This window comes from Pseudomonas sp. R3-18-08 (assembly GCF_003852065.1).
Classification (GTDB): domain Bacteria; phylum Pseudomonadota; class Gammaproteobacteria; order Pseudomonadales; family Pseudomonadaceae; genus Aquipseudomonas.
Genome location: NZ_CP027729.1, coordinates 3,942,134 through 3,957,708, shown reverse-complemented (window position 1 = coordinate 3,957,708; position 15,575 = coordinate 3,942,134). Strand labels below are relative to the sequence as shown.

Here is a 15,575-nt window from a genome sequence, read left to right as displayed (position 1 = left end):
CTGATTCCAATACTCCAGGGAAAACAATAACCGGCCCATCAAGGCCGCTCTGGAGTAACCCATGCTCGCTACCCTGGGTGTCATTACCATTCTGTGTCTGCTTGCTGCCGTCATGAGCAAGCGCCTCTCGCCGCTGGTGGCGCTGATCGCCCTGCCGATCATTGCCGCGTTGCTCGGTGGCTTCGGTCTGCAAACCAGTGCCTTCATCATCACCGGCATCAAGAACGTCGCCCCCGTGGTGGGCATGTTTGTGTTCGCCATTCTGTTTTTCGGGATCATGACCGATGCCGGCATGCTTGACCCGATCATTGAGCGGATTCTGCGTACGGTCGGGACTCGTCCTACGCGAATTGTCGTCGGTACTGCGACCCTGGCGCTGCTGGTGCACCTGGACGGGTCCGGCGCGGTGACCTTCCTGGTGACGGTGCCGGCGATGCTGCCGCTGTATACGCGGCTGGGCATCGACAAACGCATTCTGGCGTGTCTCTGTGCCATGGCGGCCGGGGTCAATTTCCTGCCGTGGACCGGCCCGGTGCTGCGCTCGTCGGCCGCCCTGCATGTGCCGGTGGCGGACCTGTTCCAACCGTTGATTCCAGTGCAGATCGTCGGGCTGATCTTTGTGTTCGCCTGCGCCTGGTGGCTGGGCCACCGTGAAGAAAAACGCCTGGGCCTGGGGGCCGGCTCCAGCGTGGACGCGGTGCCGCAACGGGTGCTCAGTGACGCCGATATCCAGTTGCGTCGGCCACGGCTGTTCTGGGTCAACCTGATCCTCACCGTGCTGGTGATGGTGGTGATGATCGCCGGCTGGGTCGACCCAGTGGTAATGTTCATGCTCGGCACCGTGATGGCGCTGTGTATCAACTACCCCAACGTCGACGCCCAGCGCGCCCGTATCGACGCCCATGCGAAAACCGCCCTGACCATGGCCAGCATCCTGCTTGCCGCCGGCGTGTTCACCGGCATCATGCAAGGCACCGGCATGCTCAAGGCGATTGCCGAAGTGGCGGTGGCGCAGATTCCCGCGGGTCATGGCAAGTTGATCCCGGCGGTGGTGGGCTTCATTTCCATGCCGTTGAGCATGCTGTTCGACCCCGATTCCTACTATTTCGGCGTGATGCCGGTGATTGCCGAAGTTGGCAAGGCGCTGGGTGTCGACCCGCTGCAAGTGGCCCAGGCCTCGTTACTGGGGGTGCACACCACGGGCTTTCCGGTCAGCCCGTTGACCCCCGCGACTTTCCTGTTGGTGGGCCTGTGCAAGATCGAGCTGGCGGATCACCAGCGCTTCACCATTCCTTTTCTGTTCGCCGCGTCGGTGTTGATGACCCTGACCGCGCTGCTCCTGGGAGTTATCTGAGATGAAAACCTTGCGCATCGGCGCCGGTGCCGGCTACTCCGGTGACCGTATCGAACCCGCCGTGGAACTGGCCGAACAGGGCGACCTGGATTACCTGGTGTTCGAATGCCTGGCCGAACGCACCATCGCCCTGGCCCAACAGGCGCGCATCAGCGATCCGGCAGGCGGCTATGACCCTTTGTTGAGTGAGCGCATGCGCCGGGTGCTGCCCTTTGTCGGGTTGCATGAGGGCCGCCGCCGTTTGCGCGTGATCACTAATATGGGCGCGGCCAACCCAGTGTCGGCCGCCGTCGAAGTGCGGCGCATCGCCCGTGAACTGGGGGCGAACCTCAAGGTAGTGGCCGTGGTCGGCGATGACGTGTTGGCCGCATTGCAGCCCGAGCAGTTGCTGGACAACGGCCAGACCCTGGGCACGCTGGGTGAGCGGCTGATTTCGGCGAATGCCTACCTGGGCGTGGACGGCATCCTAGAAGCCCTGCGCGCCGATGCCGATGTGGTGATTACGGGGCGTGTGGCCGACCCGTCATTGTTTCTCGCGCCGCAGATGTTCGAATTCGGCTGGGCCGCCGACGATTGGCAGCGCCTGGGCAAGGGCACCCTGGTCGGGCACTTGCTCGAATGTGCCGGGCAGGTCAGCGGCGGTTATTTTGCGGACCCAGGCTTCAAGGATGTGGATGACTTGGCACGCCTGGGCTTTCCGTTGGCCGAGATCGATGCCGACGGCACTGCCTTGATCACCAAGGTCGCGGGCTCTGGAGGGCAGGTCAGCCGCGCCACCTGCAGCGAACAACTGATCTACGAAGTGCACGACCCGCAAGCGTATTTGACCCCGGACGTCACGGCCGATTTTTCACAGGTGGGGTTTGTCGAGGAGGGCGTTGATCGGGTGCGTGCCCACGGCGCCACAGGGCGGGCGCGGCCCGAACAATTGAAAGTCAGCGTCGGTTACCTTGACGGTTGGATCGGTGAGGGGCAGATGTCCTACGGCGGCCCGGGCGCTGTCGCACGGGCGCAACTGGCGCGCGAGGTGGTGCTCAAGCGTCTGGAACTGACCGGTGTGAAGATGCAGGAAGTGCGCGCCGAGTTGATCGGCATGGATGCCTTGCATGGCCCGCGCAGCAATGCCGAGCCTTGGGAAGTGCGCCTGCGGGTCGCCGCCCGGTGTGAAGAACGCAGCGACGCCGTGCGCATCGGCAATGAAGTGGAAACCCTCTACACCAACGGCCCCGCTGGCGGTGGCGGAGCGAGCAAGAGCGTGCGCCAGGTGGTGGCGGTGGCGTCGTTGCTGCTGCCTCGTGACAGGGTCAAACCGAGGATAGAAGCATGAAGTTGCATTCACTGGCCCATTCCCGCACCGGGGATAAGGGCGACACGTCGAACATCTCGATCATTGCTTATCGCGCCGAGGATTACCCGTTGCTGTGTGAACAGCTGACCGCCGAGCGCGTCGCCGAATTTTTCGCAGACCTGCTGGAGCCCGGTGCTGCGCCGGTGCGCCGTTATGAATTACCTAACGTACAGGCGCTGAACTTCGTGCTGCCGGGCATCCTGCGCGGCGGCGTCACGCGTTCACTGGCACTGGATGCCCACGGCAAGTGCCTGGGCTCGGCGCTGCTGGACCTGGATATGTCAGCACCAAACTAAATGTGGGAGGGGGCTTGCCCCCGATAGCGGTCGGTCAGTTAAAAAAAATGCTGACTGGCACACCGCCATCGGGAGCAAGCCCCCTCCCACAGGTTGAGCCGGTTTCTTCAGGAGATGCCGGGAAACAGGCTTTTTTGGTCCTGGGTGCCGGATGATCCAGCCCAAGCGCCGCAGGTCCAATGTGGGAGGGGGCTTGCTCCCGATAGCGGTCGGTCAGTCAAAAAAATGCTGACTGGCACACCGCCATCGGGAGCAAGCCCCCTCCCACAGGTTGAGCCGGTTTCTTCAGGAGATGCCGGGAAACAGGCTTTTCTGGTCCTGGGTGCCGGATGATCCGGCCCAAGCGCCGCAGGTCCAATGTGGGAGGGGGCTTGCCCCCGATTGCGATCGGTCAGTTGAAAAATTGCTGACTGGCACACCGCCATCGGGAGCAAGCCCTCTCCCACATTGGATCGCACGGGTCTGTCAGATCGCGGCGAAGCGTTTGTCCAGGTAGTCAATGATGACCTTGGAGTCATACATCCAGGTGGTCTGGCCGTTTTCCTCGATGCGCAGGCACGGCACTTTGATCTTGCCGCCTTGCTCCAGCAAGGTCTGGCGGTCGTGCTCGTTGTTCTTCGCGTCCTTGAGTGCTACCGGCACATTCAGGCGATGCAGGGTGCGGCGGGTTTTCACGCAGAAAGGGCAGGCGTGGAACTGATACAGGGTCAGGTCCTTGGCGGCTGCGTTGACCTTGGCCTGTTGTTCGGCCGGGCGCTGCTTTTTGCGCGGACGGGTCAGGAAGTCGCCGGCGATGATGATCTGGCCGAGGCCCACTCGAAGTGCTTTGACGAACATGGCTGAAAGCCTCTTGCCCATGAAGAAGGGGTCGCAGCTTACCTGAATTCTGCAGGCGAAAAAAAACCGGCGATGAACGCCGGCTTTTCCTACACAGCCACTTACTTGATCAGGCTGAGAAATTCGCTGCGGGTGGCCGCGTTTTCGCGGAACTCACCGAGCATCACTGACGTGATCATCGACGAGTTCTGTTTTTCCACACCGCGCATCATCATGCACATGTGCTTGGCTTCGATCACCACCGCCACGCCCAGGGCGCCGGTCACTTGCAGCACCGCGTCAGCGATCTGGCGGCTGAGGTTTTCCTGGATCTGCAGGCGACGCGCATACATGTCGACGATCCGCGCGACCTTCGACAGCCCCAACACTTTGCCGCTCGGGATGTAGGCAACATGGGCCTTGCCGATAAACGGCAGCAGGTGGTGTTCGCACAGCGAGTACAACTCGATGTCCTTGACCAGCACCATTTCGCTGTTGTCGGAGCTGAACAAGGCACCGTTGGTGACTTCTTCCAACGTCTGTTCGTAACCGCGGCAGAGGTACTGCATCGCCTTGGCGGCACGCTTTGGCGTGTCGAGCAGGCCCTCACGGGAGATATCCTCGCCGAGTTGGCCGAGAATCTCTGTGTAATTCTGTTCCAGGGACATGAAACTACCTGTGGGATTTTCGCAAAGCGCAAGGTTACGGGGGCGGACACATCGCTGCAAGCCTGACGATGGCACTTGTTACTCGTCGCGCCCTTCCATCATGGTGCGCTTGAGCATTACATACACCGCGCCGGCGCCGCCGTGGCGGGCCTGGCACGAGGTAAAGCCAAGGACCTGGGCGTGCTGGCGCAGCCAGGTGTTGACGTGGCTCTTGATCATCGGCCGCTTGCCGTCCAGCCGCACGGCCTTGCCATGGGTGACGCGCACGCAGCGGATTTCGAACTTGGTGGCTTCGGCAAGGAAGGCCCACAGTGTTTCGCGGGCTTTTTCCACGGTCATGCCGTGCAGGTCGAGGCTGCCTTCGAACGGGATCTGGCCGGCCTTGAGCTTGCGCATCTGGCTTTCCTGTACCCCATCACGCGCCCACATCAGCTCATCTTCGGGGCCTACGTCGATCACGAACTGGTCCGACAAGCCATCCACGGTGGTGGCATCGGTGCGCACGGTCGCGGCCTGGCGCAGCTTGGCAATCTGCGCCCGATCAGCCTTGGGTTTGCCGGTGTCGGCGCGGTCGTGCTTGATCGGCTTGACGCCGCGCAGCTCGTTCTTGAACAGGGAAAAATCGTCGTCTTGCATGTCAGCCTCCGCGAAGGGCGGGCAGTTTACCTAAATCGCGGCGGACAGGGCGCAGCAAATGCTATCCAAGCGCCATCAGTCGTGTTTTTTCATCAGGTGCGAAGCGATGTTCAACGACAGCGGCTGGCGCATTCTGCGCCGGCTGCGGCGCCACAACCACACGCCCAACCACACCACCAGCAGGCCGATGCCCAGCAGGATCGCCGAGCCGCCAGGGCTGGCATTCAGCTCGCCGAGTGCCGGCGAATGCCCAAACAGGCCGGCGCCACCCGCGCCCGCCAACGCCACACCTACAATCGCCAGCAGCGCGGCAATGCCCGCCACCACGCGCAGACGCCAGTTGCTTGGGCCCTTGGGACGCAAGCGACGAGCATCAAATCCATCGGATATCTTCATTCCGACCTTTCCTCCAGGGTATCGGCCCTTCGACCGGAAGATACACAGGTTGTTCCTGTGCCCGGGGTAAATGCGCGAAATGAACCCGCTTTGCGGATGAGCGGGGCAATCAACCGGGCGCACCGCTCATTACAGGGGCGATCAGATGAGGTCTTTGGTCAATGCCAAGGTGGCGAAGTTGTCAGCCATGATGGCCATTTCGGTTTGCTGCACATGCTCGGCGCTGAGCACGCCGCCTTTGTAGGGCAAGTCGCGGGTGGCGCAGGCATCTTCCACCAGGGTGCAGCGAAAGCCGAGGTTCTTGGCGGCGCGCACCGTGGTGCTGACGCTGGAGTGGCTCATGAAACCGCAGACGATCAGGTCCAGCGAACCCAAGTCCTGCAGGTGTTTTTCCAGGCCGGTGCCGTGGAAGGCGCTGGGCAGCAACTTGCCGATGATGGTTTCGTCGCCTTCAGGTTCCAGGCCGGGGATGAATTCGCCGCGCTCACCTTGCGGATCGAACAGGCCGCCCACGGTACCCAGGTGACGCACATGCACGATCGGCCGCCCGGCGTTGCGCGCAGCGGCCACCAGTTGCTTGATGTTTCCGACCGCCGCGTCCATGCCCGAGAGGGCGAGTGGGCCGCTGAGGTACTCCTTCTGGGCGTCGATGATCACGAGCGTCGCATGGGCAAGGTTGGCAGCTGCGTAACCACGACCGCTGAGTTGAAACATCGTCTTTGGAACGGACATTCTGGGGCTCCTGTCAGGGGGGCTTTTGTGACATTGTCCACTGGCTGAGCGGTTCTGTGAATCGCTACCATCGTAAGGTGCGCCGTTGTTGACGTGCAGCCCTGTCAAGGGGGTGAGTTGTTTAAGCCAATGGTGGCAATTTGGATGAAATCCGACGTATGCCAAAGGCGTTTCGTACATCGTCGGTACAGGTGAACGCTGTTAGAATCGCCAGTCGTTTTTTCCAGGAGTCTGCCCCCGTGATCACTTCTCGCCTGCGCACTTTGCGCGACCATATCCGTTGGGCTGTCAGCCGTTTCCATGGGGAAGACCTGTTTTTTGGCCACGGCACCGACAATGCCTGGGACGAAGCCCGGCAACTGGTGCTCGGCGCCCTGCATCTGCCGTGGGAAATTGCCGACAGCTACCTGGACTGCAATCTGGAAGAAGAGGAAATCTCCCATGTGCAGCGTTTACTGCATCGTCGCATCCATGAGCGTATTCCCACCGCCTACTTGCTGAAAGAAGCCTGGTTCTGCGGCATGTCGTTCATTGTCGATGAACGCGTGCTGATTCCGCGCTCGCCGATTGGCGAGCTGATCGAAAACCGTTTTGAGCCCTGGCTGGCCCAGCCGCCGGCGCGCATTCTGGACCTGTGCAGCGGCTCCGGTTGCATCGGCATTGCTTGTGCCTACGAGTTCCCGGACGCCGAGGTGGTACTGGGCGACTTGTCCTTCGAAGCCCTGGAAGTGGCCAACCAGAACATCGAGCGGCATGGCGTCGATGAGCGCGTGTATACGGTGCAGGGCGACGGCTTCGAGGGCCTGCCGGGGCAACGCTTCGATTTGATCGTGTCGAACCCGCCTTACGTGGATGCCGAAGATTTCGCCGACATGCCGGATGAATACCAGCACGAACCCGAGCTGGGCCTGGCCTGCGGCGATGATGGCTTGAATCTGGTACGGCGGATGCTGGCCGAAGCGGCGGACCACCTGACCGAGAAGGGTCTGCTGATTGTCGAAGTGGGCAACAGCCAGGTACACGTCGAAGCGCTGTACCCGGAAGTGGACTTTGCCTGGCTGGACTTCCAGCGCGGTGGGCATGGGGTGTTCATGCTCACGGCTGAGCAGTGCAGGGCGCATCAAGCAATCTTCACCGATAGGATCTAACTGAAGAAACACGGTCAATGTGGGAGGGGGCTTGCCCCCGATGAGCATAGGTATCTACACAACTTTGTAGCAGCCAACAGTAACCACGATGCGAAGCGAGCCGCTCTTGATCTTGCTCTTGATCTTAAGCGCCCCGTTAAACCACGCTGGCCGGAATTCGACAGTGATTTGGGGGGTAAACCGGCAGGGATGCCGGTTTAGCCGCCCCGCGCCATGGATGGCGCGTGGCGGCGGCCCCCCAAATCGCTGTCGGATTACGGGCACACCGAGCCTAAGCGAGGTGCCGAGTGGTGGGGCAAGAGCGTTTTGCTTACTTTTGCGCTTTTCAAAAGTGAGACGCCGTAAGGGCGGAACCCATAGCAGCCGTTACCGCAGCAACGGATATGTACTCGCCCTGATCCAGCATCCTGGTCGGCTGTCAGGCCGCCATCGGGAGCAAGCCCCCTCCCACATTGGTGGCATTCCAACCTGTTAACGGTGAGTGGCAATCCAAATCAGAAGTCCCGCCTGAAACACCGTAAACGCCACCAGGCAGGTGATGGTAAAGCGCAACCCGCTGTCCTCGCGCTTGAACTTGGTGACCTTTTCCTCTTCCTTGCGCAGTCTCACTTCGTGCTCGGCCAGGTTGTGCTCGGCCTGTTGCAGCATCTGCGCGGCTTCGAGGATTTCGACGAATTGCACCTTCTCGGTGTTCCAACTGTCCAGCACGTCGCTGACCTTGCCCGGCTGCACGTTACCCTTGAGGTGTTGCACGTCGGCGTAGGCCACGTCAAAACCCTGGATGCGCAGGAAGTGATCGCGGCGCAGGCGCGTGGCTTCGTTGAGCGCGTCCTTGTTGGCCAGGTCCACGCCGTCGACGCGGTAGTGTGACCATTTCTTCTTGGCCCAGGCAGCGGCCTGGGCGACCAGGAAACGGCCAAGACCGCGGTTGACCGGTTCGATTTCCAGGCTGTTACCCGGGCCGAAGTGCACGCGATGTTTATCGTGATCTACCCAGATATCCAGCTGGTTCTGCTCGCGGCGTACGCGCTGGCCGGGCAATTGGATGACCATGCGCAACAGGCTGTGATGCGAGTCATGGCGCTCGGCATAACCGAACTGCACAAAGCGCAATGGCCGCGCGCCGGTCGCACGGTCGGTGGCCAGCGGGGCGAGGCGCAGCATCTTGAAATGTTCGGCGTGCACGTCCGCCCAGGGCAGCGCCGCTGCTGCGGCGGCCTCGGTTTCTGCCGGGGTATCGGCGGTGGTTTCTGGGGTTGCTTCAGTGGTTGTCATGCGGCGCGATCCTGTCCAAACCCTGCGAGCCGACCGTCTTTTTACGGTCGACTCTGGGCTTATCGGCCGCTTTCTTCAGGACTGGAGGCCAATTGCCGCTTAACCAGAGGTAAGTCCGTCGATAAAGCGCACTATCCGCTCGCCCAGTTCGGCGGCGAGGGGCAATTTCGGGTCGTTGTAGGACGCCAGTTGCTGCTGGACGTTGTTGGGCACGATGCGCATGACATGGTTCATGCCTTCGATCACGGTCAGTTGCGCGTCCGGCTTGGCCTTTTTCAACTGCTGGGCATCGCCGACGCCGACCTGGATGTCGTTGGTGCCCTGAATGATCAGGGCAGGCATGGTCAGCCGTGCAAAGGCCGCCGACGGATCGGCGCGGAACAGGCTGATCAGATAAGGCTGCACGCTGGGTCGGAAAATACCTTCCAGCGGGCGCGGCACATCGGCGTCCACCTGGCCGGCCTTGAGGTGGTCGAGAATTTCGTTACTGCGCAGCAGCAGGGCCGGGGGCAGGTGATCGGCCAGTTGCTGGCGAATGACTTGATCGACCGGGCGGGCGCTGCCGGACAGGGAAATCACCCCGGCCGGACTCAATTGCGGCGCGGCGAGGGCGGCGACCAGCGCGCCCTCACTGTGGCCCAGCACGATCAGCGGGCCCATGCGCTTGTCGGCCTTGAGCAACTTGCCCCAGGCCACGGCGTCGGACACGTAGGCGTCGAGGGTCAGGTTGCGCTCGTCAGGGGTCGCGGCAAGGCTGGCGGCCACGCCGCGTTTGTCATAGCGCACGCTGGCGATATTGTGCCGGGCCAGCACCCAGGCCAGGCGCTTGAGGCTGTCGTTGCGCGCGCCATCGGCGCTGTTGCCGTTGCGGTCGGTGGGGCCTGAGCCGGCGATGATCAGCACCACCGGCACGGGTTGCTCGGACTGCGGCAGCAGCAGCGAGCCGAACAGCTCACCGCTGCCGGTGTCCAGGCTGATCGGCCGTTGCAGTACGACAGGGGAGGCGGCCTGGGCCGCGACGGTAAACAAGGTGAGGGTGAACAGCAAAACTCGCAGCATCATCGCGCCATCATTGGAGAGGTGCCGGTTGGACCAACGTCTACCGGTAAGGTTTCGAGGATGAACTAGTGGGTTAGCCTGCGTATACTGGCCGCCTTAAGTTATTACGGTTGACTTGTTTCAACTGACTTCACGGAGCGCCCTGCATGTCCGGCAATACCTTCGGCAAGCTGTTCACTGTCACCACCGCGGGCGAAAGCCATGGCCCGGCGTTGGTCGCCATTGTCGACGGCTGCCCGCCCGGCCTCGAGCTGTCGCTGGAAGACCTGCAGCGTGACCTGGACCGCCGCAAGCCCGGCACCAGCCGTCACACCACCCAGCGCCAGGAACCCGATGAAGTCGAGATCCTCTCCGGTGTGTTCGAAGGCCGCACCACCGGCTGCGCCATCGGCCTGCTGATCCGCAATACCGACCAGAAGTCCAAGGACTACTCGGCGATCAAGGACCTGTTCCGCCCGGCCCACGCCGACTACACCTACCATCACAAATACGGCGAACGCGACTACCGTGGCGGCGGTCGCAGCTCGGCGCGCGAAACCGCGATGCGCGTGGCGGCCGGTGCCATCGCCAAGAAATACCTGGCAACCCAGGGCATCGTCATCCGTGGCTATATGAGCCAGCTCGGCCCGATTGAAATCCCGTTCAAGACCTGGGACAGCGTCGAAGACAACGCCTTCTTCTGCCCCGACCCGGACAAGGTGCCAGAACTGGAAGCCTACATGGACCAGTTGCGCCGCGATCAGGATTCGGTCGGTGCCAAGATCACCGTGGTGGCCGAAGGCGTGAAGCCGGGCCTGGGCGAGCCGATCTTCGACCGTCTCGACGCCGAACTGGCCCATGCGCTGATGAGCATCAATGCGGTCAAGGGTGTGGAAATCGGCGCCGGTTTCGCCTGTGTGGCCCAACGCGGCACTGAGCATCGCGATGAGATGACCCCGCAGGGTTTCCTCAGCAACAACGCCGGCGGCATCCTCGGCGGTATCTCCTCGGGCCAGCCGATCGTGGCGCACCTGGCGCTCAAGGCCACGTCGAGCATCACCACGCCGGGCCGCTCGATTGATGTGCATGGCAACCCGGTGGACGTGATCACCAAAGGCCGCCACGACCCGTGCGTCGGCATTCGCGCCACGCCGATTGCCGAAGCCATGATGGCCATCGTGTTGATGGACCACCTGCTGCGCAACCGCGGGCAAAACGCTGATGTGCAGGTGAGTACGCCGATACTGGGCCAGCTGTGAAGGGCTGAAGGTGACAGCCCTCCCTTATTGGCGCCTCTCCAGCTTTTACCTGTTCTACTTCGCCCTGCTCGGGGCGACGGCGCCATTCCTGGCGTTGTACTTCGATCACCTGGGCTTTTCCAGCGCGCGTATCGGCGAGCTGGTGGCCATCCCCATGCTGATGCGGTGCGTGGCGCCCAATCTCTGGGGCTGGCTGGGCGATTACACCGGGCGACGCCTGGCCATCGTGCGCTTTGGCGCGGTGTGCACGCTGTTGAGTTTTTCGCTGATTTTCGTCAGCAAAACTTACGCCTGGCTGGCCCTGGTCATGGCCTTGCACGCGTTCTTCTGGCACGCGGTACTGCCGCAGTTCGAAGTGATCACCCTGGCTCACCTGCAACAGCAAACCTCGCGCTATAGCCAGATACGCTTGTGGGGCTCCATTGGCTTTATCCTCACCGTCGTGATCATGGGCCGCCTGTTCGACTGGCTGAGCGTGGATATCTACCCGGTGGTGGTCGTGGTGATCATGGCCGGCATCATCGGCGCCAGCCTGTGGGTGCCGAACGCGCAGCCCGCCAGCCACGGCAAGCGCCTGGCCGGTGACGGGTTTATCCGCCAATTGCGCAGTCCCGGCGTGCTGGCCTTCTATGCCTGTGTGGCGTTGATGCAGCTGAGTCATGGCCCGTATTACACCTTCCTCACGCTGCACCTGGAACACCTGGGCTACAGCCGTGGCGTGATCGGCCTGCTGTGGGCGCTCGGGGTGGTGGCGGAGGTGTTGATGTTCCTGGGCATGAGTCGCATCCTGACGCGCTTTTCCGTGCGCCGGGTGCTGCTGGCCAGTTTCCTGCTGGCGGCACTGCGCTGGTTGCTGCTCGGTGCGTTTGCCGAATTTTTCTGGGTGCTGCTGCTGGCGCAGGTGCTGCATGCCGCCACATTCGGCAGTTTCCACGCGGCGGCCATTGCCTTCGTGCAGCGCAGTTTCGGCGATCGCCAGCAAGGCCAGGGCCAGGCGCTTTACGCCGCGCTGGCCGGCACCGGCGGTGCGCTGGGCGCGCTGTATGCCGGTTATAGCTGGAACCTGCTGGGCCCGACCCTCACCTTCAGTATCGCCAGCATCGCGGCCCTGGCTGCCGCCGTTATCATTGGCCTTCGATTGCAAGAGCCGAACCAAGGAGCCGTGCAATGAGCTATGTCGCTGTCTACCCCCTCACTACACCCGACACCCCGAACAAAGTGCTGACCCACTTCGACGACATTCAGTCGACCCTGGCCGAAAAAGGCGTGCGCTTTGAGCGCTGGCAGCCCGGCGCGCTGGAAAAGGGCGCCAGCGAGGCGCAGATGATTGCGGCGTATCAGTCGCAGATCGAGGCGCTTGGCTACGCCCACGTCAAGGTGATCAGGGTGACCGGTGATCATCCCCATAAAGACGCGCTGCCGGCCGAGCGCCTGAGCGAGCACACCTGCCGTGAAGATCAAGCGCACGGCTTCATCGCGGGCCAGGGATTGTTCTCGTTGCGCATTGGCGATTATGTCTACGGCGTGCGGTGTGAGAAGAACGACCTGCTGATCGTGCCCGCCGGCATGCCCCATTGGTTCGACATGGGCGAGAACCCGCATTTTGTCGCGCTGCATATGTTCAATACTGCAGAGGGTTCGGTGCCGACCTTGACCGGTAATGACATCGCTCGTGAGTTTGCCAAGCTGGACGACTAAAACAAGTTTTTTAAATGTTCAACCTCGGCAAGTTGGAATGTGCTGTGGGAAGAAGCCTAAATACATGTAGGGCTTGGCTGTTTATCCTCGGCCTTGCTCTCTCATTTCGCCAGTTATGTAACTCTCTCCTCGTTCAATGTTTATGTCGCTGTCTATAGGAAGAATCCGAAGGGTGACAGCGCATCAGCATATAAAAAAAAGGAGAAAGTAATGAATCGCCCCGAGGAGTTATCTCAGCCGTTGGAAGTTTTGCCGACGGTTATCAGAAGACGCTTGAGTTTACTCGGCAAGCCCCTGACCAAGACGGAGCTGCAGATCCTGCGGTGGGCCTCCGAAGGTAAGACCATTTGGGAGATGAGCAGGATTCGCTGCACCTCGGAGGCCACGGTCAAATTCCATCTGCGCAATATCTACGGCAAGCTCGATGTGAATAACCGCGTGCAGGCGATGAATGAGGCGGCGCGCCAGGGCCTGTGCTGACGGCATAAAAAAGGGCCGCGACGCTCAACGGCGTCGCAGCCCTTTGTAGCTGGGTGAAGCTTATGCCGAGTGGTAGGTCGGCAAGGCAAAGCGGTTCTGGCTTTGCAGCATCGAAATTTGCGGCAGTTCACTGGCTTGTTCGGCCAGGTCGCGGCGGATCGCGCTGATCACCCAAGTGAGTTGGTCGGCGGTGTGCAACTGCTGATACGAGATCGAGCGTTTCACCTGCTTGCCTTCGCTGTTGCGCAGGGTCAACAGGATGCCGCCGTCCGGACGTGGCTGGGTGGTGACGTCGTAGTTGGAAAATACCGAAGCGAATTTATCTTGGATCAGGCTCATGTCTATCAGCTCCATTGGCTCAAGTGGGCAAGCATGGAGTGATAGGTGCAGTGATTGTGCCAGTATTGATCTATTTAAAAAATCCTTATAAATCAGCGCCTTGTAATTTTTCAGGATTTTCGTTTTCGTGCAATTTGCATGAAGGGCTATCGTGCATCCTGCATTTTGCGTTATCCAACCGGTTACTTTTCACGCGCAATGCATTTTCCCTACCGATTATGACCGTGGGTTTCGCGGATAAATTCCATTCAGGCCCAGGCGCTAATCGGGAGACGACACAGTTTAAATTCCGCGTGTACAGCTAAAGGAGGGCTGGCACCACGTTCACTATTGATTGTGCCTATCGGCATTTTTGACAAAAAAGCCATGACAGCAGGGAACTCCATCGCGACACTGGGCGCCATATACAGCATCACACAGGAGCCCTACATGTCGACTCAGCCCAAACAGATGACCGAAGACGAAGCCGCCGAATTCGCCGAGCAAGTCTTCGACGTCGCTCGCAAAGGCGACGCCGCCATGCTCGCAGCGCTATTGACCAAAGGCTTGCCGGCCAACTTTCGGAATCACAACGGTGACACGTTGCTGATGCTTGCGGCCTACCACGGCCATGCCGAGGCGGTAAAAGTGTTGCTGGAGTTCAAGGCCGATCCGTTGATTGCCAACGATAAGAACCAACTGCCGATTGCCGGTGCGGCCTTTAAGGGCAACCTGCCCGTGGTCAAGGCACTGATCGAGGGCGGAACCCCGGTTGAAGCGGCTTCTTCGGATGGGCGCACGGCACTGATGATGGCGGCCATGTTCAACCGCGTCGAAATGCTTGAATACCTGCTCGGCCAGGGGGCCAATCCCAAGGCTACCGACGCCCAGGGCGCGACAGCGCTGGCTGCGGCGCAGACCATGGGGGCCGTGGATACGGCGGCGTTGTTGCAAAAACTGGTGTAGGCTACGCGCCCTCGAAAACCCGCCCGTCACAGGACCACCCCATGAAAACCGCTCTCGTCGAACTCATCAGCAAAATCAGCGCCGGCGTCATGGCCGAGGACGAGGTGGTGCGTATCGCCGACGAAGCAGCCCAGGCCTACGCGGACCCTGTGGCTTTTCTGGCGGCCAATCCGGATATCAACTACGACGATACCTTCCCGATTCCGCTGGGGGAGTGGGTGGTCATCGGCAGCCTGCCGGACACCGTACTGTTCCAGGCCGACAGCTACGCCGACCTGTTTGCCCAGATCGTCGCCTCGTTTGGTCCGGGCGTGGCATTCAACCTCAAGCCCAAGCAACTGGCGAAGACCGAAGACCTGACGGCCCTCAACCGCATCCAGATCCAAATGAGCGCCCTGAGCCCGGAAGACGGCGGCTATGTGCTGCTCAACTTCAGCCAGTTGCTCGATGACCACATCCAGGCCGTGCTGGTGTTCGGCAATGACCTGCCGCGCGTGCTGGAGCTGTGCGCCGAGGTCGGCATCCAGGCCGAACCGTCGCTGGAAGCCCTGAAGATTGCCGTACACGTCTGAAATAAAACGGAACCCCGGCCAGGGCTGACTATCCTACAAGGGCATGCCCTCACTTAGGAGCGACACCATGGGTTCCACTTTCAACGGCCTGATTGGCCTGATCATCCTCGCGCTGGATATCTGGGCGATCATCAACGTGTTCAAAAGCGGCGCGAGCACGGGCGCCAAGGTGCTGTGGATTTTGCTGATCCTGCTGCTGCCGGTACTGGGCCTGATCATCTGGGCGATCGCCGGGCCGCGCGGTAACGTGCGGATCTAAGCAACCCGCTCCTTCTGGAGTGGGCACCGCCAATGTGGGAGGGGGCTTGCCCCCGATAGCGGTGAGTCAGCAACGGATACAGTGCTGACCCACCGCCATCGGGGGCAAGCCCCCTCCCACATTTGCCTCCGGTATGTTTGATAGATTTGTGTGTCGAAATATTCGCTGCACGAAATTTTCACATCCCATCCAAGACAATTCGCCCGCTTTATTCCGCTGCCAAGGCTCTATCCCCGAGTGCCCATAAAGGCACGGCGGCGGCGCTCGTTCAGTAATTTATAGCGTTGATGCCGTTGATCGGGCACCATTTGCCCCA

At 61.1% G+C, this 15,575-nt stretch carries 19 protein-coding genes; 11 read left to right on the top strand and 8 right to left on the bottom strand.

Annotated elements, in window-relative coordinates; all coding sequences use genetic code 11:
* Nucleotides 1-61 precede the first annotated feature (61 nt).
* Genes C4J92_RS18075 through C4J92_RS18065 form a run of 3 tightly spaced genes read left to right on the top strand, consistent with a single transcriptional unit; the run spans nt 62 to nt 2,998 of the window.
* Nucleotides 62-1,354, top strand: a complete 1,293-nt coding sequence (locus C4J92_RS18075; protein ID WP_124404822.1) for a CitMHS family transporter — start codon at nt 62-64, stop codon at nt 1,352-1,354.
* Nucleotide 1,355: 1 nt separating this feature from the next.
* On the top strand, nt 1,356-2,681 hold the full coding sequence (locus C4J92_RS18070; protein ID WP_124404821.1) for an acyclic terpene utilization AtuA family protein: 1,326 nt from the start codon (nt 1,356-1,358) through the stop codon (nt 2,679-2,681).
* Nucleotides 2,678-2,998 (top strand): hypothetical protein, encoded by a 321-nt coding sequence (locus C4J92_RS18065; protein WP_124404820.1) that lies wholly within the window; start codon nt 2,678-2,680, stop codon nt 2,996-2,998. Before C4J92_RS18070 ends, C4J92_RS18065 begins: the two co-directional genes overlap by 4 nt.
* Before the next feature lie 465 nt (nt 2,999-3,463).
* Here the strand turns inward: C4J92_RS18065 and C4J92_RS18060 are convergent, their stop codons facing one another.
* From C4J92_RS18060 to C4J92_RS18040, 5 genes are all read right to left on the bottom strand, one after another.
* The gene (locus C4J92_RS18060; protein WP_124363715.1) at nt 3,464-3,835 is read right to left on the bottom strand and encodes a glutathione S-transferase N-terminal domain-containing protein; all 372 of its coding nucleotides are present in this window, start codon (nt 3,833-3,835) and stop codon (nt 3,464-3,466) included.
* 101 nt (nt 3,836-3,936) lie between these two features.
* Nucleotides 3,937-4,482, bottom strand: coding sequence for a GTP cyclohydrolase I FolE (folE, locus tag C4J92_RS18055; protein WP_124363714.1), 546 nt, complete (start codon nt 4,480-4,482; stop codon nt 3,937-3,939).
* 78 nt (nt 4,483-4,560) lie between these two features.
* Nucleotides 4,561-5,118, bottom strand: a complete 558-nt coding sequence (locus C4J92_RS18050) for a Smr/MutS family protein (protein ID WP_003175227.1) — start codon at nt 5,116-5,118, stop codon at nt 4,561-4,563.
* A gap of 75 nt (nt 5,119-5,193) precedes the next feature.
* Nucleotides 5,194-5,514, bottom strand: coding sequence for a hypothetical protein (locus C4J92_RS18045; protein ID WP_124404819.1), 321 nt, complete (start codon nt 5,512-5,514; stop codon nt 5,194-5,196).
* A 141-nt stretch (nt 5,515-5,655) separates the two neighbouring features.
* Entirely contained in the window at nt 5,656-6,246 is a 591-nt protein-coding gene (locus C4J92_RS18040) for a cysteine hydrolase family protein (protein ID WP_124363712.1), read from the bottom strand.
* Between the two features lie 239 nt (nt 6,247-6,485).
* On the opposite strand from C4J92_RS18040, the gene prmB reads away from it, so the two are divergent.
* Nucleotides 6,486-7,394 (top strand): 50S ribosomal protein L3 N(5)-glutamine methyltransferase, encoded by a 909-nt coding sequence (gene prmB / locus C4J92_RS18035; RefSeq protein ID WP_124404818.1) that lies wholly within the window; start codon nt 6,486-6,488, stop codon nt 7,392-7,394.
* A 471-nt stretch (nt 7,395-7,865) separates the two neighbouring features.
* On the opposite strand, the gene C4J92_RS18030 is transcribed toward prmB, so the two are convergent.
* A complete protein-coding gene (locus C4J92_RS18030) occupies nt 7,866-8,669 on the bottom strand; it encodes a hypothetical protein (protein WP_124404817.1) in 804 nt (267 codons plus the stop codon).
* A gap of 99 nt (nt 8,670-8,768) precedes the next feature.
* Nucleotides 8,769-9,731, bottom strand: a complete 963-nt coding sequence (locus C4J92_RS18025; protein WP_124404816.1) for an alpha/beta hydrolase — start codon at nt 9,729-9,731, stop codon at nt 8,769-8,771.
* 143 nt (nt 9,732-9,874) lie between these two features.
* On the opposite strand from C4J92_RS18025, the gene aroC reads away from it, so the two are divergent.
* From aroC to C4J92_RS18005, 4 genes are all read left to right on the top strand, one after another.
* Nucleotides 9,875-10,966, top strand: coding sequence for a chorismate synthase (gene aroC / locus C4J92_RS18020; RefSeq protein ID WP_124404815.1), 1,092 nt, complete (start codon nt 9,875-9,877; stop codon nt 10,964-10,966).
* 10 nt (nt 10,967-10,976) lie between these two features.
* Nucleotides 10,977-12,137: an MFS transporter gene (locus C4J92_RS18015; protein WP_124404814.1), complete on the top strand. Its 1,161-nt coding sequence runs from the start codon at nt 10,977-10,979 to the stop codon at nt 12,135-12,137.
* A complete protein-coding gene (locus C4J92_RS18010) occupies nt 12,134-12,664 on the top strand; it encodes an acireductone dioxygenase (protein ID WP_124404813.1) in 531 nt (176 codons plus the stop codon). The genes C4J92_RS18015 and C4J92_RS18010 overlap by 4 nt, the downstream gene beginning before the upstream one ends.
* A 210-nt stretch (nt 12,665-12,874) precedes the next feature.
* Nucleotides 12,875-13,144, top strand: a complete 270-nt coding sequence (locus tag C4J92_RS18005) for a response regulator transcription factor (protein WP_124404812.1) — start codon at nt 12,875-12,877, stop codon at nt 13,142-13,144.
* A 60-nt stretch (nt 13,145-13,204) separates the two neighbouring features.
* Here C4J92_RS18005 and C4J92_RS18000 read toward each other — a convergent pair whose 3' ends face one another.
* Entirely contained in the window at nt 13,205-13,483 is a 279-nt protein-coding gene (locus C4J92_RS18000; protein ID WP_003172952.1) for a DUF3509 domain-containing protein, read from the bottom strand.
* A 429-nt stretch (nt 13,484-13,912) separates the two neighbouring features.
* Between C4J92_RS18000 and C4J92_RS17995 the strand changes: the two genes are divergently transcribed.
* The 3 genes from C4J92_RS17995 to C4J92_RS17985 all read left to right on the top strand — a co-directional run bounded on the left by C4J92_RS17995 (nt 13,913) and on the right by C4J92_RS17985 (nt 15,259).
* Nucleotides 13,913-14,428, top strand: coding sequence for an ankyrin repeat domain-containing protein (locus C4J92_RS17995; RefSeq protein WP_124404811.1), 516 nt, complete (start codon nt 13,913-13,915; stop codon nt 14,426-14,428).
* A gap of 41 nt (nt 14,429-14,469) precedes the next feature.
* The gene (locus C4J92_RS17990) at nt 14,470-15,000 is read left to right on the top strand and encodes a hypothetical protein (RefSeq protein ID WP_124404810.1); all 531 of its coding nucleotides are present in this window, start codon (nt 14,470-14,472) and stop codon (nt 14,998-15,000) included.
* Between the two features lie 67 nt (nt 15,001-15,067).
* Nucleotides 15,068-15,259 (top strand): PLDc N-terminal domain-containing protein, encoded by a 192-nt coding sequence (locus C4J92_RS17985; RefSeq protein WP_003172956.1) that lies wholly within the window; start codon nt 15,068-15,070, stop codon nt 15,257-15,259.
* Nucleotides 15,260-15,575 lie beyond the last annotated feature (316 nt).